The organism is Flavobacterium nitratireducens (assembly GCF_029625335.1).
Taxonomy (GTDB): domain Bacteria; phylum Bacteroidota; class Bacteroidia; order Flavobacteriales; family Flavobacteriaceae; genus Flavobacterium; species Flavobacterium nitratireducens.
In genome coordinates this window covers 1414291-1437066 of the sequence record NZ_CP121111.1, presented here as the reverse complement: position 1 = coordinate 1437066, position 22776 = coordinate 1414291, and the positions used below count along the sequence as shown (strand labels likewise).

Annotated in this window: 20 protein-coding genes and 2 pseudogenes; 11 read left to right on the top strand and 11 right to left on the bottom strand. The window is 34.3% G+C overall.

The window, feature by feature from the left end; translation table 11 throughout:
- The first annotated feature begins 22 nt into the window (after window positions 1–22).
- The 3 genes from P5P90_RS06870 (at window position 23) to P5P90_RS06860 (ending at window position 2644) form a co-directional block, all read left to right on the top strand.
- Window positions 23–1168 (top strand): acyl-CoA dehydrogenase, encoded by a 1146-nt coding sequence (locus P5P90_RS06870; protein ID WP_278036408.1) that lies wholly within the window; start codon window positions 23–25, stop codon window positions 1166–1168.
- Between the two features lie 61 nt (window positions 1169–1229).
- Complete coding sequence (locus P5P90_RS06865) at window positions 1230–1907, top strand: SDR family NAD(P)-dependent oxidoreductase (protein WP_278036407.1); 678 nt, start codon at window positions 1230–1232, stop codon at window positions 1905–1907.
- Between the two features lie 137 nt (window positions 1908–2044).
- Window positions 2045–2644 carry a SprT-like domain-containing protein gene (locus P5P90_RS06860; protein ID WP_278036406.1) on the top strand — a complete coding sequence of 200 codons (600 nt, stop codon included), beginning with the start codon at window positions 2045–2047 and terminating at the stop codon, window positions 2642–2644.
- Window positions 2645–2737: 93 nt separating this feature from the next.
- Here the strand turns inward: P5P90_RS06860 and P5P90_RS06855 are convergent.
- The 3 genes and pseudogenes from P5P90_RS06855 to P5P90_RS06845 form a co-directional block, all read right to left on the bottom strand.
- Window positions 2738–3501, bottom strand: a pseudogene (locus P5P90_RS06855) (ABC transporter ATP-binding protein).
- Window positions 3498–4247, bottom strand: coding sequence for an MlaE family ABC transporter permease (locus P5P90_RS06850; RefSeq protein ID WP_278036405.1), 750 nt, complete (start codon window positions 4245–4247; stop codon window positions 3498–3500). Before P5P90_RS06850 ends, P5P90_RS06855 begins: the two are co-directional and overlap by 4 nt.
- A gap of 39 nt (window positions 4248–4286) precedes the next feature.
- Window positions 4287–5177 (bottom strand): glycosyltransferase family 2 protein, encoded by an 891-nt coding sequence (locus tag P5P90_RS06845; RefSeq protein ID WP_278036404.1) that lies wholly within the window; start codon window positions 5175–5177, stop codon window positions 4287–4289.
- Between the two features lie 62 nt (window positions 5178–5239).
- On the opposite strand from P5P90_RS06845, the gene P5P90_RS06840 reads away from it, so the two are divergent.
- The 3 genes from P5P90_RS06840 to P5P90_RS06830 are packed head-to-tail and all read left to right on the top strand — an operon-like array spanning window position 5240 to window position 7612.
- Window positions 5240–6154: a glycosyltransferase family 2 protein gene (locus P5P90_RS06840; protein WP_278036403.1), complete on the top strand. Its 915-nt coding sequence runs from the start codon at window positions 5240–5242 to the stop codon at window positions 6152–6154.
- Window positions 6144–6497: a polysaccharide biosynthesis protein gene (locus tag P5P90_RS06835; protein ID WP_278036402.1), complete on the top strand. Its 354-nt coding sequence runs from the start codon at window positions 6144–6146 to the stop codon at window positions 6495–6497. Before P5P90_RS06840 ends, P5P90_RS06835 begins: the two co-directional genes overlap by 11 nt.
- Window positions 6470–7612, top strand: a complete 1143-nt coding sequence (locus P5P90_RS06830; protein WP_278036401.1) for a lipopolysaccharide biosynthesis protein — start codon at window positions 6470–6472, stop codon at window positions 7610–7612. The genes P5P90_RS06835 and P5P90_RS06830 overlap by 28 nt, the downstream gene beginning before the upstream one ends.
- A gap of 80 nt (window positions 7613–7692) precedes the next feature.
- Here P5P90_RS06830 and P5P90_RS06825 read toward each other — a convergent pair whose 3' ends face one another.
- Both P5P90_RS06825 and gcvP read right to left on the bottom strand, forming a co-directional pair.
- Window positions 7693–8751: a 3-oxoacyl-ACP synthase III family protein gene (locus P5P90_RS06825; RefSeq protein ID WP_278036400.1), complete on the bottom strand. Its 1059-nt coding sequence runs from the start codon at window positions 8749–8751 to the stop codon at window positions 7693–7695.
- Window positions 8752–8990: 239 nt separating this feature from the next.
- Window positions 8991–11840, bottom strand: a complete 2850-nt coding sequence (gene gcvP / locus P5P90_RS06820; RefSeq protein WP_278036399.1) for an aminomethyl-transferring glycine dehydrogenase — start codon at window positions 11838–11840, stop codon at window positions 8991–8993.
- A 128-nt stretch (window positions 11841–11968) separates the two neighbouring features.
- On the opposite strand from gcvP, the gene P5P90_RS06815 reads away from it, so the two are divergent.
- Window positions 11969–12781, top strand: coding sequence for a UbiA prenyltransferase family protein (locus P5P90_RS06815; protein WP_278036398.1), 813 nt, complete (start codon window positions 11969–11971; stop codon window positions 12779–12781).
- Between the two features lie 47 nt (window positions 12782–12828).
- On the opposite strand, the gene P5P90_RS06810 is transcribed toward P5P90_RS06815, so the two are convergent.
- The 6 genes from P5P90_RS06810 to P5P90_RS06785 form a co-directional block, all read right to left on the bottom strand.
- Window positions 12829–13851, bottom strand: coding sequence for a hypothetical protein (locus P5P90_RS06810; protein WP_278036397.1), 1023 nt, complete (start codon window positions 13849–13851; stop codon window positions 12829–12831).
- A 158-nt stretch (window positions 13852–14009) separates the two neighbouring features.
- Entirely contained in the window at window positions 14010–14486 is a 477-nt protein-coding gene (locus P5P90_RS06805; protein ID WP_278036396.1) for a hypothetical protein, read from the bottom strand.
- A gap of 45 nt (window positions 14487–14531) precedes the next feature.
- Window positions 14532–16559, bottom strand: a complete 2028-nt coding sequence (locus P5P90_RS06800) for a M3 family metallopeptidase (RefSeq protein ID WP_278036395.1) — start codon at window positions 16557–16559, stop codon at window positions 14532–14534.
- 94 nt (window positions 16560–16653) lie between these two features.
- Window positions 16654–17133, bottom strand: a complete 480-nt coding sequence (gene purE, locus P5P90_RS06795; protein ID WP_278036394.1) for a 5-(carboxyamino)imidazole ribonucleotide mutase — start codon at window positions 17131–17133, stop codon at window positions 16654–16656.
- Between the two features lie 84 nt (window positions 17134–17217).
- A complete protein-coding gene (locus tag P5P90_RS06790) occupies window positions 17218–18378 on the bottom strand; it encodes a 5-(carboxyamino)imidazole ribonucleotide synthase (protein WP_278036393.1) in 1161 nt (386 codons plus the stop codon).
- Between the two features lie 55 nt (window positions 18379–18433).
- Window positions 18434–18721, bottom strand: a complete 288-nt coding sequence (locus P5P90_RS06785) for a hypothetical protein (protein ID WP_278036392.1) — start codon at window positions 18719–18721, stop codon at window positions 18434–18436.
- Between the two features lie 364 nt (window positions 18722–19085).
- Here P5P90_RS06785 and hpt point away from each other — a divergent pair.
- The 4 genes and pseudogenes from hpt to obgE all read left to right on the top strand — a co-directional run bounded on the left by hpt (window position 19086) and on the right by obgE (window position 22724).
- Window positions 19086–19615, top strand: a pseudogene (gene hpt / locus P5P90_RS06780) (hypoxanthine phosphoribosyltransferase).
- An 18-nt stretch (window positions 19616–19633) separates the two neighbouring features.
- Complete coding sequence (locus P5P90_RS06775; RefSeq protein ID WP_278036391.1) at window positions 19634–20206, top strand: adenylate kinase; 573 nt, start codon at window positions 19634–19636, stop codon at window positions 20204–20206.
- 91 nt (window positions 20207–20297) lie between these two features.
- On the top strand, window positions 20298–21569 hold the full coding sequence (locus P5P90_RS06770) for a hemolysin family protein (RefSeq protein WP_278036390.1): 1272 nt from the start codon (window positions 20298–20300) through the stop codon (window positions 21567–21569).
- A 153-nt stretch (window positions 21570–21722) separates the two neighbouring features.
- On the top strand, window positions 21723–22724 hold the full coding sequence (gene obgE, locus P5P90_RS06765) for a GTPase ObgE (RefSeq protein ID WP_278036389.1): 1002 nt from the start codon (window positions 21723–21725) through the stop codon (window positions 22722–22724).
- The last annotated feature ends 52 nt before the right edge of the window (window positions 22725–22776 follow it).

Sequence of the window (22776 nt, the reverse complement as noted above, 5' to 3'; positions counted from 1 at the left end):
TAATGAATTAAAAAGCATTATTATGGATTTCAATTTGACCGAAGAACAAAAAATGATTCAGCAGGCTGCCAGAGATTTTGCCCAGACTGAATTATTACCGGGAGTGATAGAGCGAGATGAATTTTCGAAATTTCCAACAGAACAAGTCAAAAAAATGGCCGAATTGGGTTTTTTGGGAATGGTAGTCGATCCCAAGTACGGCGGTTCAGGTTTGGATAATGTAGCTTATGTGTTGGCAATGACCGAAATCGCTAAAGTAGATGCTTCGGCAGCTGTGATTATGTCGGTCAATAATTCATTGGTGTGTGCTGGATTAGAAAAATATTGCAACGAAGAACAAAAACAAAAGTATTTAGTTCCATTGGCAAAAGGAGATGTATTGGGTGCCTTTTGCTTATCAGAACCCAATGCGGGTTCAGATGCTACCTCGCAAAAAACAACCGCTATTGATAAAGGAGATTATTATTTGCTAAATGGAACTAAAAATTGGATTACCAATGGTTCTTCGGCTTCGACTTATATTGTTATGGCGCAAACCAATCCTGAAAAAGGACATAAAGGGATAAATGCTTTTATTGTCGAAAAAGGCTGGGAAGGATTTGAGGTTGGTCCCAAAGAGAAAAAAATGGGAATTCGTGGTTCTGATACACATTCTTTGCTGTTTAATGATGTTAAAGTGCCCAAAGAAAATAGAATAGGGGAAAATGGTTTTGGATTTAATTTTGCGATGAATGTGCTAAATGGCGGACGAATTGGTATTGCTTCTCAAGCTTTGGGTATTGCTACTGGAGCTTATGAGTTGGCTTTGCAATATGCACATGTGCGTCAATCCTTTGGTAAAGAAATTTTTCAACATCAGGCAATTGCTTTCAAATTAGCCGATATGGCTACACAAATTATGGCTGCAAAAATGTTGTGCTTGAAGGCGGCTTCAGAAAAAGATGCCGGAATGGATATTACTCAATCAGGGGCGATGGCTAAGTTGTTTGCTTCTCAAACCGCTATGGATGTTACTATTGAAGCCGTACAGATTCATGGTGGAAATGGCTATGTTTCCGAATATCATGTGGAGCGTATGATGCGCGATGCAAAAATTACCCAGATTTATGAAGGGACATCCGAAATACAAAAAATAGTAATTTCTAGAACTTTAGCTTCGAATCAATAGTTTATTTGTCAATGTTTCAATGTCCTAATGACAATTTAAAGCTTTTGTTTATTTTTGTGACATGAAGAATATAATTATTACAGGGACTAGTAGAGGAATTGGGTTTGAATTAGCACTTATGTTTGCTAAAGCTGGACATCAGGTTTTGGCTATTTCGAGAAAAACACCTCAGGAATTAATTGATAATGAAAATATCAGTTGTTTATCAGTTGATTTAGCTAAAGAATCGGATTTAGAAAAGGTAGAACATTTTCTTGCAACTACTTGGAAGAATGTTGATGCAGTTATTCATAATGCAGGAAGCTTAATTTGCAAACCTTTCGAAAACTTAACACAGGCAGATTTTGAGAATGTGTATAAAGTAAATGTTTTCGGAGTAGCTAATTTGACCCGAATTTGTATTCCTTATCTTCAAAAAGGAAGCCATGTGGTTACTATCAGTTCAATGGGTGGCGTGCAGGGAAGTTTGAAATTTGCCGGACTGGCGGCTTATAGTTCCAGTAAAGGAGCAGTCATTACACTTTCAGAATTACTAGCGGAAGAATATAAAGAAAGAGGAATTTCTTTTAATGTGCTAGCCCTTGGAGCGGTACAAACAGAAATGTTACAAGAAGCTTTCCCAGGTTATCAGGCGCCCATTTCAGCTGAAGGGATGGCAACCTATATTTTTGATTTTACATTAAATGGTAATAAATATTTTAATGGGAAACTGTTGCAGGTTTCAACGACTAATCCTTGAAAAAGTTATGAGTTCTGAGTTGTCAGTTCTGAGGAAAGACATGATTAAGATAAGATAGCATTGATAAAAGAACTCAAAACCCGATTAATCCTAAATTAATTAACTCATAACTCACAACAGATAACCCATAACTAAAATTGAGCGATACTTTAGCAAAATATCTTCCTGAGCATGCAGTCAAACCCGCTTTTGAGTTGATTGTAGAGAACAGGGTGCATCTAAAAATCGTTAATGAACGTGCAACTCGTCATGGTGATTATCGCAAGGCTATGAACGGTAAACACGAAATTACAGTAAATGGGAGTTTGAACAAATACCGTTTTTTAATCACGCTGATTCACGAAATCGCCCATTTAGTAGCTTTTGAAAAATTTGGTCGTAATATCAAGCCACATGGAAACGAATGGAAATATGTCTTTCAACAATTGATGGTTCCCTATATCCGACCGGAAATTTTTCCGAATCATTTGTTGCCATTACTGGCGAGACATTTTAGAAATCCATCTGCCAGTAGCGATACCGATACAACTTTGTCACTCGCTTTGAAGCAGTATGATAAAGCAAATGATAAAAATTATATTTTCGAAATTCCTTATGGAAGTGTTTTTCGAATTAAAAATGGTAAGATATTTAAGAAAATTGCCGTTCGTACCAAACGTTTTGAATGCTTAGAAATCAGTTCCGGTCGTTTGTACCTTTTTAATCCAAATGCTGAGGTGGAGTTGATTAGGGATTAAAAATATATTTCAACCACAAATTACACTGATTTCCACTAATTAATTTGTGCTAATTTGTGTAATTTGTGGTTGTTAAAAAGGTATTTGTATTTTCTAATATCCTTTTAAGTATGCTTCTCTGACTTTTTTAAACAAATTAGAAGAATAGACAAAAGCAACTACAGCTTCATTATCGGTTTTAAATATTTCCTCTTTATTACCTTCCCAAGCTTTTAGACCATTTTTCAGGAATAGGATTTTTTCACCTATTTCCATCACCGAGTTCATGTCGTGCGTATTGATTACAGTGGTAATGTTGTATTCTTCGGTGATTTCTTTGATGAGGTTATCAATCAAAATTGAGGTATTTGGGTCCAGACCTGAGTTGGGTTCGTCACAAAATAAGTATTTTGGATTGTTTACAATCGCGCGGGCAATCGCAACACGTTTTTGCATTCCTCCTGAAATTTCTGAAGGCAATTTATGGTGTGCATCAATAAGATTTACTCTTTTTAAAACAAAATCAACACGATCGTTTATTTCCGATTTGTTTTTATTGGAGAACATTTTTAGAGGGAAAGCTACATTTTCGGCTACTGTCATAGAGTCAAATAAAGCACTTCCTTGAAATACCATTCCGATTTCGGTACGCAAATCCCTTTTTCTTCTGGTTCAAGAGAAGAATAGATTCGGCCATCAAACGAAATTGTTCCAACTTCGGGATGGTGAATTCCAAGTAAGCTTTTTAATAAAACTGTTTTTCCGGAACCACTTTGACCAATAATTAAATTGGTTTTACCTGTTTCAAAAGTCGTAGTGATTCCTTTTAAGATTTTGCTGTCTCCAAATGATTTTTCAACGTCTTTAACTTCTATCATGATCCTAATAATAACTGTGTTAATATGTAATTGAAAAGAATGATGGAAACTGAGGTCCAAACAAAGGATGTTGTGCTGGCTTTACCTACTTCTAAAGCTCCACCTTTCATGTAGTAACCGTGAAAGGAAGGAATTGTAGCCAAAAGCATCGCAAAAATGAATGTTTTGATAAAGGCATAAGTAATATGAAACGGAATAAATTGCATTTGAGCTCCGGAAACGAAATCGGTACTGGTTGTAAAACCTCCATAAACACCAGCAATCCATCCTCCTAAAATGCCTAAAAACATACTGATCCCAATAACGAAAGGATATAAAAGCAAAGCAATAATTTTAGGGAAAACCAAATAATTTAAGGAGTTAACACCCATCACTTCTAAAGCATCAATTTGTTCGGTAACACGCATGGTTCCTATGCTGGAGGTAATAAAAGATCCCATTTTTCCAGCCATAATCACCGAAATAAATGTTGGAGCAAATTCCAAAATTACCGATTGACGTGTGGCAAATCCAATTAAGTATTTTGGGATAAGAGGATTCGTTAAGTTTAAAGCCGTTTGAATGGATACAACCCCACCCACGAAGAAAGAGATAAAAGCAACAATTCCAAGAGAACCAATAATTAAATCGTCGATTTCTTTAAAGATTAGGTTACGCATCATAGACCATTTGGTCTGTTTGCTAAAAATCTCTTTGAGCATCAGGAAGTATCTCCCTATATGTGATAAGTATCTAATGAGCATCATAATTTTCGAATATGGTCAAAAATAGTTATAAGTTGTGAGTTATGAATGATAACGATACGCTTTTTCGAAATGTCTAATTAACGAAATAATTTTTTCTTTCATCTTTTTTAAACGATATCGGCGAATGAATTGAGCCTGCTCTTCATTGACTAACAACGGTTTTTTTTCTGATTTTGCTTTTAGAAAACCTTGGATGTAATCAAAAAATAACAAAGGTTTCTTTTTCATCATAGCGAGTTTAGCCGAAGCAATTGCTGTGATCCAAAAACCATAACCCAGCGTGTAAAATGCTTCTCCTTGTTTGTAACGGGCGGTTTTGTTATAATTTGCTCCTGTAGGTTTTAGGTGTTTTACTTTTAAAGATTCATCTGTAACGACTTTCCAATTGTAGAATTTACAAAGTAATTCGTCAACGGTGTCCCAACCCATTTGAGGACGCAAGCCTCCAATTTGTTTGAAAGTTTCCTTGCGATAGGCTTTTAGAGCCCCACGAATATGATCTTTGTCAGTTAGATTTTCTAAAACCCATTCGCCATTTTTTTCGATGTAGCAAAAACCGCCTACCATTCCAATTTTTTCATCCGATTGAAAATGTTTGGTAATGGTTTCGAAATAATTGAGCGGGAAAATTAAGTCGGCGTCTAGTTTTACGATTACATCATAATCCTCATCCAAAGTTTCAAAACCGGTTTGAAAAGCCTGAATTACTTTGCTACCCGGTAAATGAATCGCACTCGATTTTTTTTCAACCAATGAAATATACGGATGCTCTTTGGCGAAAGCCTGAACAATTTCGGCAGTTCTGTCTGTAGAATTATCATTGACAATAACTACTTTCTTGGGTAAAAGGGTTTGAGAGATTAAAGACGCTAAGGTCAACGAAATGAATTCTTCTTCGTTGTGAGCCGGAATAACAAGGTAATATTTCATTTTTTTTCAAAGTCAAGTGCAAATATCATTATTTTTGCAGGGATTAAAAAATATACTTTCGATTGGAAAAAAAAATTGCTGTTGTTGTTGTAACCTATAATGGACAAACTTGGATAAAAAAGAACATGGATTCTTTGTTGCAATCCAGTTATCCAGTTGATATTATTGTAGTAGACAACGCTTCGACTGACCAATCGGTTTCCCTTTTGCAAGAATATAAAAACGTTCATTTAATTGAAAGTAAAGTCAATTTAGGTTTTGGTAAAGCCAATAATATCGGAATTGATTATGCGCTTAAAAATGGAGCAGATGCCGTTTTTTTATTAAATCAAGACACCTGGATTTATGAAAATACAGTAGCTGAAATGGCCGAAGTTCTTTTTGCTAATCCTAAATTTGGAATTGTAAGTCCGTTGCATCTTTCGCCTGATGAGGTAACACTAGATAGTAGTTTTAAAACCTATTATTCGAGATTTAAAAAAGAAGAGGATTCAGAAAGTATACGAATTGTACCTTTTATCAATGCTGCAGCTTGGTTAGTTTCTAAAGAATGTTTTCAAAAAGTAGGTAATTTTGAGCCACTTTTTAGTCATTATGGTGAAGATAGAAATTTTTGTACCCGAGTGTTGTATCATCAGTTTAAAATTGCGGTTGCTAAAAAATCGGCAATTTGCCATGACAGAATTGTAAAATTAAGTAGTGGTAAAATAGAGTTGCAATCGAAATATTTAGTTTTGAATCAAATGATTGATTGTAATCATTCCTTGGTTTCGGCTGGATTGTTAGCTTTAAAATCAGTTGTTGGTTTACCAAAGTTTCATGCTACAGCGGAAGGTGTAGCTAAGTCGCTTTCTCTTTTTTATAAGCTTCTTTTTTATTATTTTGGTCTGTTGATGGATTTGAAAAACCTTAAAACCATTCGAAGTAATTCTAAAAAAGGAATCAACGGAACGGATATACAGCGCTATGCAAAATAAAGCAGATCATCGTCAGGCTTTTTTCTTTACCCTCATTAATTATGTGGGGATTTTAATTGGAATTTTTTCTACGCTTTTTGTGTATCCCAAAAACAAAGAAATGCTTGGTATTTTTAGGTATATCGAATCTTTAGCACAGATTTTATTTCCCATAATGCTTTTAGGTGTTTCTCAGGTTTTGATAAAATTTGGTCCCAAGCTGGATAATCATCAAGAAAAACAATTGTTTAATTACAGTGTTTTGTCTATTCTTTTTATGAGTGTTCTGGTTTTGATAGCTCTGGGTGGATTTTCTTTTTTTCCATATTTGAAAAAATGGATTATATCTATCTGGCATTTGTGATGGGTTTTTTTATGGCGTTTATCGATTTGTTTAAGAAGCAAGCCACTATTATTCAAAAGATTTCGGTTCCCGCTTTTTTTGATAATATTGTTCCTAAAATTGCTTTGCCGCTAATTTTTATATTGGTTTTACATCACTATATTTCTTCAGAGGAATCCTTGATTTTCTATATTGTTTCCTATGGATTGATAGCTTTGTTTGTGGCTATTTATTTGTTTTGTTATTTCAAACCCGAATTTAAGTTTGATTTTAAATCGCTGTTTTTGCAAATAGATAAAAAAGAAATGTATCGTTTTTCGTTGTATGCTTTTGCGGGAAGTTTGGGTTCTGTTTTTGCGTTTCGAATCGATGCGATTATGATTCCTAAATTCATTTCGATGGAAGCTAATGGTTCCTTTAGTATTGGTGTAACCTTGGCTTCGGCATTAGCAATTCCGGCAACAGGAGTTTTTACGTTGTATGCGCCTATTATTTCGAATTATATCAAGAATAATGCGATGGAGGAGTTGAATGTAAAGTATAAGGAAATCTCGAAATTGTTGTTTTTTATTGGTGCGCTTCTTTATAGTTGTATCTTTTTAGGAATTGAAAATTTATTCCTTTTGTTGCCTACACATGATAACTTAATGGCGTCGGTTTCGGTGATCTTAATTTTAGGATTTAATGTTTTAGTCAATATGGGAACGGGTTTCAATGGGGAAATTATTACCTATTCTAAGTATTACCGATTTAACCTTATAGCTATTCTTGTCCTGATCGTTTTGAATGTTTCTTTGAACATTATTTTTATCAAAGTATTTCATTTGGGGATTGAAGGAGTCGCTTTTGCTTCGTTGATTGCTATGGTGCTTTTTAATCTTTCAAAACTGATTTTTATTTACCAAAAGTTCAAACTTTTTCCTTTCGATCTGTCGTATTTAAAGTTGGTTCTGGTGTTTGTAACAGTGCTGTTAGTATGTTATTTTTTGCCAAACTTGGAGAATAATTATCTAAACCTAATCTATAAAACAGGACTTTCGTTATTGATGAATTTGAGTATTATCTATAAAATGAAATTAGTGTATTCCTATCATTTTTGGGTAGATAAGATGTTGCTTAAAATCAAATCCAGATAAATTTTAGAAGTAATTTCTATAAAAAGAAAATCCACAATCGATTCATCAATTGTGGATTTTTTATTAGAATTTAAAGTGATTTAATAACGATAAACAAATGCGTTAATATTCATTCCTGCTCCAACAGAAGCAAAAATTAAGATGTCACCTTTGTTAATTTCGTGATTTTCAATTTGTCTGTTTAAGATTAAATCGTACAAAGTTGGAACGGTTGCTACACTGCTATTTCCTAGGTCGTGAATACTCATAGGCATAATGTCGGCAGGAGCTTCTTTGTTGTATAGTTTGTAAAAACGGTCAACTATGGCTTCGTCCATTTTCTCATTGGCTTGATGAATTAGGATTTTTTTAACATCATTTATCGAAAGGCCACTTTTGTCTAAACAGCTTTTCATCGCCAGAGGAACATTAGTTAACGCAAATTCATAGATTTTTCGTCCATACATTTTGATATAATTAATGTCTTGGTCTAAACCTGGGTGGTATGATTTTCCATTGAATAAAAAACCTACTTCTTCTTCTGTAAATGAAGCTGTTTCGTGAGAAAGCATTCCTGTTTCATTGTCGGAAGCTTCAATTATAGTTGCACCAGCGCCATCTGAATAAATCATAGAATCGCGGTCGTGATCGTCAACAACTCTGGATAATGTTTCAGCACCAATAACTAGGCATTTTTTAGCCATTCCTGACTTGATATAAGCATTAGCTTGTAAAACACCTTCAACCCATCCTGGACATCCAAAAATAAGGTCGTAAGCTACGCATTTTGGATTTTTAATGCCTAATTTGTGTTTCACACGACTCGCTAAGCTCGGAATCATATCCGATTGATTGCTTCCAAATTTTACATCACCAAAATTGTGAGCAAAAATGATATAATCAAGGGTTTCGGCATCTATTCCTGCATTTGTTATTGCTTTTTGAGAAGCTAAAAAGGCAAGATCTGAAGTGTTATGATGTGATTCGGCATATCTTCTTTCTTCAATTCCAGTAATGGCTTTGAATTTTTTGATAATTATTTCATTCGATTGTTTGATAGGGGTGCCATCATCATTGAGAAATTGATGAAGTTCAAAGTATTTGTCGGAGATGATGCGTTCAGGAATGTAACTTCCTGTTCCAGTTATTTTTATATTCATTTGAATGTTTTCTATTAAAAACGAAATAGCAATTGTATTATTTTAAAGTTTAGAAAAATACTAAACACTAAGTAATTGGCAAAATTACTGATATTTTTTTAAGAATTTAAAAAACCCTCTGCTTTTAATTGAAGAATTTAAATAGCTAGTTGAATATTAATTATTTACTGCTTTTCATGTGGTTTAGAAACAAAAAGGCCTCGTGAAAAACGAGGCCTTATCAATATCATTTAGAGCGATTAACTCTCGATGTAAGCTTCTATAGGAGCGCAAGAACAAACTAGGTTTCTGTCACCATAAGCATCGTCAACACGACGAACAGATGGCCAGAATTTGTTATCTGCAATATAATCCAATGGAAAAGCTGCCGTTTCTCTCGAGTATGGGAAATTCCAAGTATCAGCAGTTAACATAGCTAAAGTGTGAGGGGCGTTTTTCAATACATTGATTTTATCCTCAGCTGTAGCTGCTTCAATTTCTTTTCTGATAGCAATCATTGCATCACAAAAACGGTCTAACTCTGCTAAATCTTCAGATTCAGTTGGTTCAATCATTAATGTTCCTGCAACTGGGAAAGAAACTGTTGGTGCGTGGAAGCCGTAGTCCATTAAACGCTTAGCGATATCACCTACTTCAATTCCGTTTTCTTTAAATGCACGACAGTCTAAGATCATTTCGTGAGCTGCTCTACCACATTCTCCTGTGTAAAGAATTGGGTAGTGTCCTTCAAAACGAGCTTTCATATAATTAGCATTAAGAATTGCATATTCTGTAGCGCTTCTTAATCCTTCAGCACCTAACATGGTGATGTATCCATAAGAAATCAAACATACTAAAGCCGAACCGTAAGGAGCAGAAGAAATTGCAGTGATTGCTTGTTCTCCTCCCACGTTTAAGACAGGGTTAGTAGGTAAAAATGGAAGTAATTTTTCGTTTACACAAATTGGTCCTACACCAGGTCCGCCACCACCATGAGGGATAGCGAAAGTTTTGTGTAAGTTTAGGTGACAAACATCAGCTCCAATAGTAGCAGGATTTGTTAAACCTACTTGTGCATTCATGTTTGCACCATCCATATATACTAATCCTCCGTTATCGTGGATTAATTGTGTGATTTCAATAATAGTAGACTCGTAAACTCCGTGAGTAGAAGGGTAAGTAACCATTAAGCATGATAAATCATCTTTGTGCTCGATTGCTTTTTCTCTTAAATCTTCTACGTCAATATTTCCTTCTGGAGTTGTTTTTGTAACTACAATTTTCATTCCCGCCATAGCAGCAGAAGCTGGATTAGTTCCGTGAGCCGATGAAGGAATTAAACATACGTTACGGTGACCTTCATTACGAGATAAGTGATAAGCACGAATAGCCATCAAACCAGCATATTCCCCTTGAGCACCAGAATTAGGTTGTAAAGTCGTTCCAGCAAATCCAGTAATAACACTTAATTGATTTTCTAATTTTTTAAGCATCGTGATGTAACCTTCTGCTTGTTCTACTGGTGCAAATGGGTGAATGCTGTTCCAGTTAGGCATTGATAAAGGTAACATTTCTGAAGCGGCGTTCAATTTCATAGTACAAGAACCTAGAGAAATCATAGAGTGGTTCAGTGACAAATCTTTACGCTCTAATTTTTTGATGTAACGCATCAATTGGCTTTCAGAACGGTATGTGTTGAAAACTTCGTGCGTTAAAAAAGAAGATGTTCTTTCTAAAGAAGCTGGTAATTGAGAAGCAGTTGATAATTCAGTAACTGCGAAAGCTTCTTTTCCTGTAGCTTCAGCAAAAATAGCAATGATTTGGTTGATGTCATCGATAGAAGTAGTTTCGTTCAATGAGATTGAAATGGTATCCGCATCAACGTAAAAGAAGTTTACTTCGTTTTTCTCAGCGATTGCTTTTACTTTTTGAGCATCTGCTTTTACTAAGATGGTGTCAAAGAAAGCCGAGTTGGTTTGGTAAACTCCTAATTTATTTAAAGCGTCTGCAGTAGTTACTGCCGAAGCGTGAACTTTATTTGCAATATATTGTAATCCTTTAGGACCATGATAAACAGCATACATACCAGCCATTACAGCTAATAATACCTGAGCAGTACAGATGTTTGAAGTTGCTTTTTCACGTTTGATGTGTTGCTCACGAGTTCCCAAAGCCATACGTAATGCACGGTTTCCGTTAGCATCGATAGACACACCGATGATACGTCCTGGCATTGAACGTTTGTATTCTTCTTTAGTAGCGAAGTAAGCAGCGTGAGGTCCACCGTATCCCATTGGAATACCAAAACGTTGTGTTGTACCTACTACAACAGCTGCTCCCATTTCTCCTGGAGGAGTTAAGGTAGCCAATGATAAAATATCAGCAGCAACGGCTACTTTAATTTCATTTGCTGCCGCTTTAACAATAAAAGCAGAATAATCGTATACCTGTCCATATTTGCCAGGGTATTGAAGAATAGCTCCGAAAAATTCGTTAGAAAAATCAAAAGTTTCATGATTACCCACAACTAATTCAATTCCTATTGGAGTAGAACGTGTTTGTAAAACAGATAAAGTTTGCGGTAAAATTTCTTCAGAAACGAAGAATTTGTGTATGTTGTTTTTCTTTTGTTCACGAGTACGAACATCAAATAATAAAGCCATCGCTTCTGCTGCAGCTGTACCTTCATCAAGCAAAGAAGCATTAGCGATTTCCATACCTGAAAGTTCAGTAACTACCGTTTGGAAATTCAAAATAGCTTCCAGACGACCTTGAGCAATTTCTGCCTGATATGGTGTGTAAGCGGTGTACCATCCCGGGTTTTCAAAAATATTTCTTTGGATAGGTGCAGGTACAATCGTTGGGTGGTATCCTAAACCAATATATGATTTGAAAACTTTGTTTTTTTTGCCTAATTCCTGAATGTGATTAGCATATTCATATTCGGTCATTGCCGGATCAAGAATTAAATCTTGTTTTAAACGAATTCCGTCGGGAAAAGTTTCATAAAGTAATTGGTTCATAGAAGTAACACCAATTGTTTTGAACATATGTTCTAGGTCAGTTTCTCTTGGCCCGATGTGTCTTAAAGCAAAAGCATCTGTTTTCATGAAAGTTTTGTATATTTTTGAGGTGCAAAAATAAGTATATTTCTCTTTCTATTCATTGTTTTGCGATTGATTTTATTTGTTTTATGAATAATTTATAATTTTGATTGTGAAATAATTACTTTTGTTAGATGATTCGTATTCAAAGACTTTTCGATTTTTATCTTAAATCCAGCATTCACGTCGCTTTATCGGTTTATGCTTTGGTACGAATGACACAATTTATGTTCGGGATTCCCTATGATAAACCCATGGCTTTTTTTTCTTTTTTTGGTACTATTGTAGGATATAATTTCGTAAAATATGATGCTTTGGCCAGAGCCAAAAAAAGAATGATGCGAAACGAGTTAAAATTGATCGCCGCATTAAGTTTGTTGTCGTCTCTGGCGGTGGCTTTTTGCTTTTTTCAATTGGAACGAATTACCCAGATTGTCGCTGTTATCTTTTTGATAGTCACTTTGCTTTATACGCTTCCGTTTTTCCCAAATCGTAAAAATGCCCGAAATTGGGCTGGTGTCAAAATTTACATTGTTTCGCTGTGTTGGGTAGGAGTGACTTTGATGTTGCCATTGGTTAATGCACATCAGGATTTAGGTCATGATTTTTTAATCAAATGCGTGCAACGTTTCATATTGGTTTTCGATTTGATTTTGGTTTTCGAAATTATCGATTTGAATAATGATGATCCGCATCTTAAGACTGTTCCGCAGCAAATAGGAGTAGAACGAACTAAAATTCTGGGGTTGTTGTTATTGATTCCTTTTTGTTTTTTAGAGTTTTTGAAAACAAATTTTATAGAAAAACAATTGATTGTCAATTTGTTTTTGGTTGTAATGCTTTCACTTTTTTTAATTTTTTCGAATGAAAATCGTTCGAAGTATTATTCATCATTTTGGGTAGAAAGTATTCCGTTTCTTTGGTGGCTGATGGTGGTTTTGCTTTAAAATAAAAAACCGAAGCATCACTACTTCGGTTTAAATACTACTTTGAATTAGTTTTGTTCTAGTTCTTTTAAAGCCCTATATAATTTGCTGACTTCATGAATTCTTCTGTCAGTTAAATAGAGGCGAAGTGTGTTTTTATCCGTATTTTGATAAATGAATTTTGCGATCTTAGCAATGAGTTTGTTTTGAGTTGTAAATGTAGATGCAACACAAGCTTCTGCTATGAAATCGATTGGACTCAGTGCAAAGGCTTCTTCTTTGTAAATGTCGAAAAGATTTAGATTATGAGCTTTTGCTAATAAAGTGACTAATTTATTTTTTAAACCATCATCTTTCATTACTTTATAATAAAAGTCAAAAGCTTGAATATCTCCATTTTGTGAATTGTAATTGGCATTTGTTAATACTTTTTGGCGGTATTTCTTAAATTCAATGGGAGAGCAATTTTTTTTAATGAAAAGATAGTTTTCAAAGTCAAATGAATAAGCACCATAATTTGCGAGCAAAGTTGCTTTTTTGCGAGTGTTATTTGTCTTAGAGTATATTTCGGTTAAAAAATTAATGTAAGGAAGGTCATAATTTCCATTTATATTATTGTTGATTTGTTCTGTACAATAATTTTCTGCTTTTTCGAATTCATTAATTTCAATGAGGTTTCTAATTAATATAATGTTGTACTCATTTTGAAATCGTCTTGGTTTGAATAGGTTTTTGTGTTTTTCAAAAAGTTTGTTTTCTGAAAATATATTTAAAAAGAACATTTCAAAATCAATATGTAAACGAGTGAATTCGTCTTTAACAACATGTTGTATTTCGGTGAATTTTCTTTCGGCCAATTTTATAACGAAGGTTCTTTGAAGCTCATTGATTTCTGAAAAACTGTAGATCTTTTCTATTAATTCGAAATCGTAACTGCTGTAGATTTCATTGTCAAAAACTTTAGAAAAATAAAACTCTACACTTTGCTTCCAAGTTTCTAAATCTTTAGTATTGAAGATGGTTTTGAGTAGTGCATTGTTTAAATTTTCGATAAACCGTGTAATTCTAATACTGGTGATATGATAATTCATTTCGAATTTTAACAATTCGTCAATGATTGTATCTAATAAATTATAAGTTTTGTCATTGATTTCGTTACTAAAAATATATTCTAATACTTCTTTTAAGGATATGTTTAAATTGTCAATTACTTTTTTAACCTCATTAGTTTCAATAGATTTTCGTTTACCTATAACTGATTGAATAGCAAGTTTGATAATTTCCTGAATATCTTTTTTTCAAAGGAAGTGCTTTTTTGACCAAATTCATTTTTGAATAAAAAGGCTATTTCTTTGTTGTTGTTTAAAAGGTTTGATAGCCAGTGTTTTAAAGCTTCATTGTCAATCTGGTTCAAAATAGTATCTGTTTCAGATAATTTTCTCTGACTTGTTTTTTTGATTTTAGGATTTACTAGTTTTTCATTTGCTAAAAAAAGAAGCAAGGCTGTTTGATGAATACAGTTATTTTTTAGGTTACAATCGCAAGTTTTTGAAACAATATTTTTTTTATCGTCTAAGATAATATGTACATCAAAACTTTCGTTGTTTTGATCAACATAGGCTACGAAAGAGTTTTTATCGATTTGGTCAAAATCTCTAACTTTTAGTTTTTTTGTTTCCTTTAATTCGGAAGCTTTAATTTTTTTTAAGAAATCAGTAATATTCATCCTAACCTTGGTTTTATCTGCATACTAAAATCTGAGTTCTGTAATCTATAAGAGTCCCGCTCTTCTTAACAAAGCATCCGGTTTTGGTTCCTGACCTCTAAAACGTTTGTAAAGTGTCATTGGATGTTCTGTTCCTCCTTTTGAAAGGACATTATCTTTGAATTTATCGGCTATTTCTTTGTTGAAAATACCGTTTTCTTTAAAGTATTCAAAAGCATCAGCATCCAGAACTTCCGCCCATTTGTAGCTGTAATATCCTGATGAATAACCGCCTTGGAAAATATGTGAAAAAGCCGTACTCATCGCGTTTTCGGCTACATCCGGATACAATTGGGTGTTTTTAAATTGTTCCGTTTCGAAAGCTTTTAAGTCGGTAATATTGGTTGGATCCTGTCCGTGCCAAGCCATATCTAATAAACCAAAACTTAATTGGCGTAAAGTCGCTAAACCTTCTTGGAAACTAGCACTTTCTTTGATTTTTTCTACATATTCCTGCGGAATTACTTCGCCAGTTTGATAATGCGTTGCAAATAAAGCCAAAGCTTCCGGCTCGTAGCACCAGTTTTCCATTACCTGTGAAGGCAATTCAACGAAATCCCAAAACACTGAAGTTCCGGATAAACTTGGATAGATTGTGTTGGCCAACATACCATGCAATCCGTGTCCAAATTCATGAAACAAAGTTGTTACTTCGTTAAACGTTAATAAAGAGGGTTTGGTTTCGGTAGGTTTTGTAAAGTTACAAACGTTAGAAATATGTGGTCTTTCGTTTGTGCCATTCTTTACATATTGTGATTTGAAGGATGTCATCCAGGCACCGTTGCGTTTTCCTTTTCTTGGAAAAAAGTCGGCGTAGAAAATAGCAATCAAATCATTATTAGCATCGGTAACTTCATACGTCATTACTTCTTCGTGGTATTTGTCAATGTCAAATACTTCGGTAAAAGTTAGTCCGAATAATTTTCCGGCAATAGTAAAAGCTCCGTTTAAAACCTTTTCTAATTGAAAATAAGGTTTCAGCTTTTCATCATCCAAATTAAATAATTGTTGTTTTAATTTCTCTGAATAATAAGCGCCGTCCCATTTTTCTAATTGCTCGATTCCGTGCATTTCTTTTGCGAAAGCGGTTAATTGTTCAAATTCTTTTAGCGCAGCTGGTTTAGCTTTAGTCAATAAATCATTTTCGAAAGCCATTACTTTTTCAGGACTTTCGGCCATTCTTTCTTCCAAAACAAAATGAGCATGCGTGGCATAACCTAATAAATTAGCTCGTTGCTGACGTAATTTGACAATTTTTAAAACGATTGCTTCATTGTTGTATTCGTTTTTTTGAAAACCTTTTGCCCCAAAAGCAATTGCCATTTTTTTACGCAATTCTCTATTGTTGGCATAGGTCATAAATGGAAGATAGCTTGGATGATCCAGGGTGAAAATCCAGCCTTCTTTTTCTTGGGCTTTCGCCAAAGAACGAGCTGCTTCAATAGTGCCTTCTGGTAAACCGGCCAAATCGTTTTCATCTGTCAAATGCATTTGGAACGCATTGGTTTCAGCCAAAACATTTTCGCCAAATTGCAAACTCAACTTTGATAATTCTTTGTCGATTTCACGCAATTGATTTTTTTGCTCTTCGGCCAGATTCGCTCCGTTACGGGAAAAACTTTTGTATTTTTTATCTAATAAAGTACTTTGTTCTGGAGTTAAGTTTAAGCTTTCTTTTTGCTCATAAACAGTTTTGATTCGGGCAAAAAGTTCCGGATTTAAAGTAATATCATTGCTGAATTCCGATAACAAAGGCGAAACTTCTTGAGCGATTTTTTGCATTTCCTCATTGGTTTCTGCCGAATTCAAATTAAAGAAGATACTTGATAAACGATCTAAAACTTCACCAGAATAATCCATGGCTTCAATCGTGTTTTCAAAAGTAGGAGCTTCTGGATTGTTTACAATTGCCTCGATTTCAGCTTTGGCTAAAGCAATTCCTTCCTGAAAAGCAGGAAAATAATCTTCGTTTTTTATTTGTGAAAATGGAGCGGTATTGTGTTTAGTATCGAAATGTTTGGTAAGAATACTCATTTTGGTAGTATTTAAAGTGGTCAGTGTTCCGTTTTTAGTATTCAGTTTCACAAAGTCTGAACACTAAAAACGGAACACTGAATACTGTTTTTATTTATTTAAGACTTTCAGAAGCTTTAATAACAGCTTCTTTCAAACCTAGTTTGTAAGCAACAATTTTGTTTAATACATCAGCATTCGCGCTTCCGATGATTTGTGCTGCTAAGATTCCGGCATTTTTTGCACCGTTTAAAGCTACAGTTGCAACAGGAACTCCACCCGGCATTTGTAAAATGGATAAAACTGAATCCCAACCATCGATAGAGTTGCTTGATTTTACAGGAACTCCAATTACAGGAAGCGGCGACATCGAAGCCACCATTCCAGGTAAATGAGCTGCTCCACCAGCACCAGCGATAATTACAGCTATGCCTCTTTTATGAGCGTTGTTGCTGAAATCAAATAATTTCTCTGGTGTTCTGTGAGCCGAAACAATATCTACTTCGGTTTCGATTCCAAATTCTTTTAATATGTTGATGGCATCTTGCATCACTGGCATATCAGAGATGCTTCCCATAATTACGGCTACTTTCATTTATTTTATATTTAAAGATTAAATGATTGAATGATTTAAAAAAAGCTTGGAATATTTAAATTTTTCAATCTTTAAATTTTTTAATTATTCACTAATCACTCTAATCGTATTCTTAACATTCTCGGCAATTTTTCTAGCTTCGGTCATGTTTTCGTTGACAATGGTTACGTGTCCCATTTTTCTAAACGGACGCGTTTGTTTTTTACCATAAATATGTGGCGTAACACCATTCCAACCTAATATTTTCTCGATATTTTGGTACACCACATTTCCTGAGTAACCTTCTTCACCTACTAAATTTACCATAATTCCGGCAACTTTGCTGTCAGTATCACCTAATGGTAAGTCTAAAATAGCACGTAAATGGTTTTCAAATTGTGAAGTATAACTCGCTTCGATAGAATAATGACCTGAGTTGTGTGGGCGTGGAGCCACTTCGTTTACAATAACGTCGTCGTCCTCAGTTTGGAACATTTCCACCGCCAAAAGACCTACATGGTTGAAGTTTTGAGAAACATTCAATGCAATGGCTCTGGCTTTTTCGGCAACAGCATCATCAATACGAGCCGGGCAAATTACATATTCTACCTGATTGGCTTCCGGATGGAATTCCATTTCTACCACAGGATACGTTTTGATTTCTCCAGAAGGATTGCGACAAACAATAACCGCTAATTCATTTTTGAAAGGAATCATTTCCTCTGCAATACATTCTACATTTGGCAAACTGTCTAAATCAGCAACTTGACGGATGATTTTAACACCATTTCCATCGTAACCAAATTCAGTGCATTTCCAAACGAATGGCAATTGGATTGTTGATTGTTGATTAACGATTTCTGATTTTAGATTTTCTAAATCGTTAAAACGTTTGTAAGGAGCAGTTGGGATATTATTTTGAGTATAAAAATCTTTCTGTCTTCCTTTGTTTTGTATACTTCTCAATGTTTTTGGAGAAGGATATACTTTTAAACCTTCGCTTTCTAATTTTTCTAAAGCTTCTAGGTTCACCAATTCGATTTCGAAAGTCAAGACATCTACTTTTTTTCCAAATTCATAAACGGTGTCAAAATCCATTAAGTCACCTTGGAAAAAATGGTTGCAAGCTATTCGGCAAGGTGCTTCTTCGCTTGGATCCAGAACATAAGTTTGTATGTCAAATTTTCTAGTGTCAAATAAGAGCATTTTTCCTAATTGTCCGCCTCCTAGAATTCCTAATTTAAAATCAGAAGAAAAATAATTCATTGTGTCGAAAGTTTAATGGCGCAAAGATACTTTTTAATGATGGATTTGAAAAATGCTATTTTATTTTCTTCAAAATATGCTTAGAAACCGCTTTGTAAGCTGCAGTATGGGAGCTGAAATCCTTGGTTAGAACACTTTGTAATTCGGGAAGAATCCAGTTGAAATCTTTACCTAAAAGGAGTAAACTTCGCATTGCGTATACTTTGGAAGCTACTTTTGTATCGCCAATAAGCCAGTCAAAATTGATTTCGATTAGTTCCTGAAGTTGGTTTTCGGTAAAATGAATGTCTGTTTTTTCTATTTTATAATGAGCTTCGATCAATAAATAAATGACTTTAGACAAAGGACGAATGGCACTTTCATTGCTCAGATTTTTGCTTTTGTTACAAATTAGTTGAAGATCGTTTTGAAGGCAATTTAGTTTTTCAAGAGCTATTAAAATTCCATGACCCAGCAGGCTTTGTAGTGGTCGGGATTCTTGTTGTCGAAACAAATTTGCATAAAATCTTCCATCAATTCAGGGCTTGATAGTATTAAATTAGCAGTCGTTTGTCGGCTATTTTTATATCCTGTGGTTTTTGTAATAATGCAATTTAATTCGCTCATAAATTTGTAGGTATAGGCTTTAAAAATACAAATTAAGAATCAATTGCGAAACTGAATTTCGAAATCCCTATCTTTGCCCATTATTTTAAAAAATAAAAATAATGATTCAGCTTCACGATAAAGAATTTGTACCGTTTATTTCTGCTGAGGAAATAGATTTTGCTATTCAAAAAATGGTGGATCAAATTGAAGGCGATTTTGCAGATGAAATCCCTGTTTTTGTTGGAGTTTTGAATGGTTCTTTTATGGTGGTTTCCGACTTTGTAAAAAAGTATTCAAAACCCTGCGAAGTGAATTTTGTAAAAATGGCTTCTTATGAGGGAATGAACTCTACCAATCAAGTAAAGGAATTAATCGGTTTGAATCAGGATTTAACGGGGCGAACCGTAATTGTTATTGAAGATATTGTTGATACAGGACATACTATTGTCGAATTGAAAGCATTATTTAAAAAACAAAATCCGAAACATTTTAAAATAGCGACTCTTTTTTTAAACCTGAGGCTTACAAAAAGGAGGTAAAAATTGATTATATAGGGATTCAAATTCCTAACAAATTTATAGTAGGTTTTGGTTTAGACTATGACGGTTTAGGTCGGAATTTGCCAGAAGTATATCAACTAAAAGATTAAAAACTAAAAAGATTAAAAATGACTAACATTGTTTTATTTGGGAAACCAGGAGCTGGAAAAGGAACTCAAGCTGAGTTTTTAAAAGAAAAATACAACTTGACACATCTTTCAACAGGTGATATTTTTAGATTTAATATCAAAAATGAAACAGAACTAGGGAAATTAGCGCAAACTTTCATTAACAATGGAGAGTTAGTTCCTGATGAAGTGACCATAAAAATGTTGCAAAGTGAAGTAGAAGCTAATCCGGATTCAGCAGGTTTTTTATTTGATGGATTTCCAAGAACAATTGCTCAGGCTCAGGCTTTAGATGCTTTCTTGGCTACAAAAAATGAAATAATTACTGCTACTGTTGCTTTAGAAGCTGATGATGAGGTTCTTGTGGCTCGTTTGTTAGAGAGAGGTAAAACTTCTGGAAGAGCAGATGATCAAGACGAAGAGAAAATTCGTAACAGATACCAAGAATACAATGAAAAAACAGCTCCGCTTATTGGTTTTTACAAAGAACAAAATAAATTTCACGCTGTAAACGGTATTGGTTCAATTGCTGAAATTACCGAGCGTTTAAGTAATGTAATTGACAATTTATAATACAAATTGTTTGCTGTTTAAAGTTTAAAGTTGCTAGAGTGATTTTTTAGCAACCTTAAACTTTAAATTTTTTTAAAATGAAACAAAAATAATGGAACTATTAATTATTCTTTTTTTGATTATCCTTAACGGGCTTTTTTCGATGTCGGAAATAGCTTTGATTTCGGCTAGAAAATCAAGACTGGAAACTTCAGCAAAAAAAGGAAATAGTAGTGCGCAAATAGCGCTAGATTTGGCCAATTCGCCTAATAAATTTTTATCGACGGTTCAAATAGGGATTACACTTATAGGTATCTTGACGGGTATTTTTAGTGGTGATAAAATTACAGCAGATGTTGAAACATTTGTTTTAAGTTTTGAAATTTTAAAGCCCTATGCGCATTCGATAGCAGTAGGTATTGTTGTTGTGGTTTTAACTTTTTTCTCTTTGGTTTTAGGAGAATTATTACCTAAAAGAATCGGCTTGAATTATCCAGAATCCATTGCTAAATCGGTAGCAATGCCAATGAAAATTGTTTCTATTATTACAGCGCCATTTATTTGGTTGTTGACACATTCAACAGAATTTTTATTGAATGTACTGCAAATTAAACCAACTGCGGATGGCAAAGTAACGGAAGAAGAAATCAAAGCGATTATCAAAGAAGGGACAGAAGTAGGTGAAGTTCAAGAAATAGAACAAGATATTGTGGAGCGTGTATTTCACATTGGAGACCGAAAAGTGAACTCTTTAATGACGCATAGAAAATCGGTAGTGTTATTGCCGTTAGAAGCTGATAAAAAGCAGGTTAAAGAATTTATGCTCCAGGAATTACATTCCTTTTATCCCGTATATAAGGATAGTATTGATGAAATTGTGGGAGTAGTGAGTTTGAAAAATATATTTGCCAATATTGAAAAAAAGAACTTCAATCTGGAAGCTATTTTGACTGAAGCACCTTATATGATGGAGCATACCACGGCCTATAATGCCTTGGAAAACTTCAAGAAAACGGGTGTTCATTATGCTATAATAGCTGATGAATATGGTATTTTTCAAGGAATAATTACCTTGAATGATATTTTAGAGGCTTTAGTGGGGAATGCCTCGGATTTTTATAAAGAGGATTTTCAATTAATTGAAAGAGAGGATGGAAGTTGGTTAGTCGATGGACATTATTCCTTACATGATTTCTTGACCTATTTTGATTTGGACGAATTGTTGAGTGATTATGAGGTAACGACTGTGAGTGGATTAATTATGACCGAATTGTCACGTATCCCTAAACAAGGGGAAAAGTTTATTTGGCATAAATTTGAATTTGAAGTTATCGATATGGATGGTGTAAAAATCGATAAGGTTTTAATAAAAGCAATTAAATAAAAGTACACAATGTTTAGGCTTTTAGTTGGCAGTTATTTTGCAATTAAAAAATGGAACATTGAAAAAAGGAATTAAATTGTCGAAAGATTTAGTGTTAATTAGGAGTAATCTGAAATTGAACACTTAAATACTGATGACTGAACACTTAAAAACATGACAGAGGGGAATTTTGTAGATTACGTAAAAATATTTGTTTCTTCCGGAAAAGGAGGAAAAGGTTCTACGCATTTACATAGAGAAAAATTTATTGAAAAAGGGGGGCCAGATGGTGGTGATGGTGGTCGTGGAGGTCATATTTATATTGTGGGTAATAAAGGTCTTTGGACTTTATTCCACTTGAAATTTGCCCGTCACATTAAAGCGGGTCACGGCGGTGATGGAGGAGGAGACCGAAGTACAGGTGCAGATGGAGATGATAAATATATCGAAGTGCCATTAGGAACGGTTGTGAAAGATAAAGAAACCGGAGAGGTTTTATTTGAAATTACTGAGGACGGAGAACGTAAAATTTTAGCTAAAGGCGGAAAAGGAGGATTAGGAAACTGGCATTTTAGAAGTTCTACTAATCAAACCCCTCGTTACGCCCAGCCTGGATTACCAGGTGTTGAAATGGACGTGATTTTAGAATTGAAAGTTTTGGCAGATGTTGGTTTAGTAGGTTTTCCTAATGCAGGAAAATCAACTTTGCTATCTGTATTGACTTCTGCAAAACCTAAAATTGCCGATTATCCGTTTACGACTTTAAAACCAAATTTAGGAATTGTTGCCTACAGAGATTTTCAATCTTTTGTAATTGCAGATATTCCTGGAATTATTGAAGGTGCTGCCGAAGGAAAAGGCTTAGGACATTATTTCTTGCGTCATATTGAGCGAAATTCAACTTTGCTTTTCATGGTGCCAGTTGATACACCTGACATCAAAGCAGAATATGATATTTTGGTTAATGAATTGACCAAATACAATCCAGAAATGTTAGACAAAGAACGTTTGTTGATTATCACCAAATGTGATATGCTGGATGATGAATTAAGAGCTGAATTGAAAGTAGAATTAGATGAAGCTTTCAAAGATGTACCTTATTTGTTTATTTCATCGGTTGCTCAACAAGGATTAACAGAATTGAAAGATAAACTTTGGAAAATGTTAAATGAGTAATTTCATTCTTTAAAAAGAATAAAAACCACTAATGAGTTTGATTCGTTAGTGG

Bases quoted from the DNA above. Each gene is read 5' to 3' on its own strand.
- P5P90_RS06865 (WP_278036407.1), top strand. From the start codon at position 1,230: ATGAAGAATATAATTATTACAGGGACTAGTAGAGGAATTGGGTTTGAA.
- P5P90_RS06790 (WP_278036393.1), bottom strand. From the start codon at position 18,378: ATGAATTATTTTTCTTCTGATTTTAAATTAGGAATTCTAGGAGGCGGA.
- P5P90_RS06825 (WP_278036400.1), bottom strand. From the start codon at position 8,751: ATGAATATAAAAATAACTGGAACAGGAAGTTACATTCCTGAACGCATC.
- P5P90_RS06810 (WP_278036397.1), bottom strand. From the start codon at position 13,851: ATGAATTATCATATCACCAGTATTAGAATTACACGGTTTATCGAAAAT.
- P5P90_RS06805 (WP_278036396.1), bottom strand. From the start codon at position 14,486: ATGAATATTACTGATTTCTTAAAAAAAATTAAAGCTTCCGAATTAAAG.
- P5P90_RS06870 (WP_278036408.1), top strand. From the start codon at position 23: ATGGATTTCAATTTGACCGAAGAACAAAAAATGATTCAGCAGGCTGCC.
- P5P90_RS06835 (WP_278036402.1), top strand. From the start codon at position 6,144: ATGCAAAATAAAGCAGATCATCGTCAGGCTTTTTTCTTTACCCTCATT.
- P5P90_RS06775 (WP_278036391.1), top strand. From the start codon at position 19,634: ATGACTAACATTGTTTTATTTGGGAAACCAGGAGCTGGAAAAGGAACT.
- P5P90_RS06845 (WP_278036404.1), bottom strand. From the start codon at position 5,177: ATGAAATATTACCTTGTTATTCCGGCTCACAACGAAGAAGAATTCATT.
- P5P90_RS06850 (WP_278036405.1), bottom strand. From the start codon at position 4,247: ATGATGCTCATTAGATACTTATCACATATAGGGAGATACTTCCTGATG.
- purE (WP_278036394.1), bottom strand. From the start codon at position 17,133: ATGAAAGTAGCCGTAATTATGGGAAGCATCTCTGATATGCCAGTGATG.
- P5P90_RS06815 (WP_278036398.1), top strand. From the start codon at position 11,969: ATGATTCGTATTCAAAGACTTTTCGATTTTTATCTTAAATCCAGCATT.
- P5P90_RS06830 (WP_278036401.1), top strand. From the start codon at position 6,470: ATGGATTATATCTATCTGGCATTTGTGATGGGTTTTTTTATGGCGTTT.
- gcvP (WP_278036399.1), bottom strand. From the start codon at position 11,840: ATGAAAACAGATGCTTTTGCTTTAAGACACATCGGGCCAAGAGAAACT.
- P5P90_RS06770 (WP_278036390.1), top strand. From the start codon at position 20,298: ATGGAACTATTAATTATTCTTTTTTTGATTATCCTTAACGGGCTTTTT.
- P5P90_RS06800 (WP_278036395.1), bottom strand. From the start codon at position 16,559: ATGAGTATTCTTACCAAACATTTCGATACTAAACACAATACCGCTCCA.
- obgE (WP_278036389.1), top strand. From the start codon at position 21,723: ATGACAGAGGGGAATTTTGTAGATTACGTAAAAATATTTGTTTCTTCC.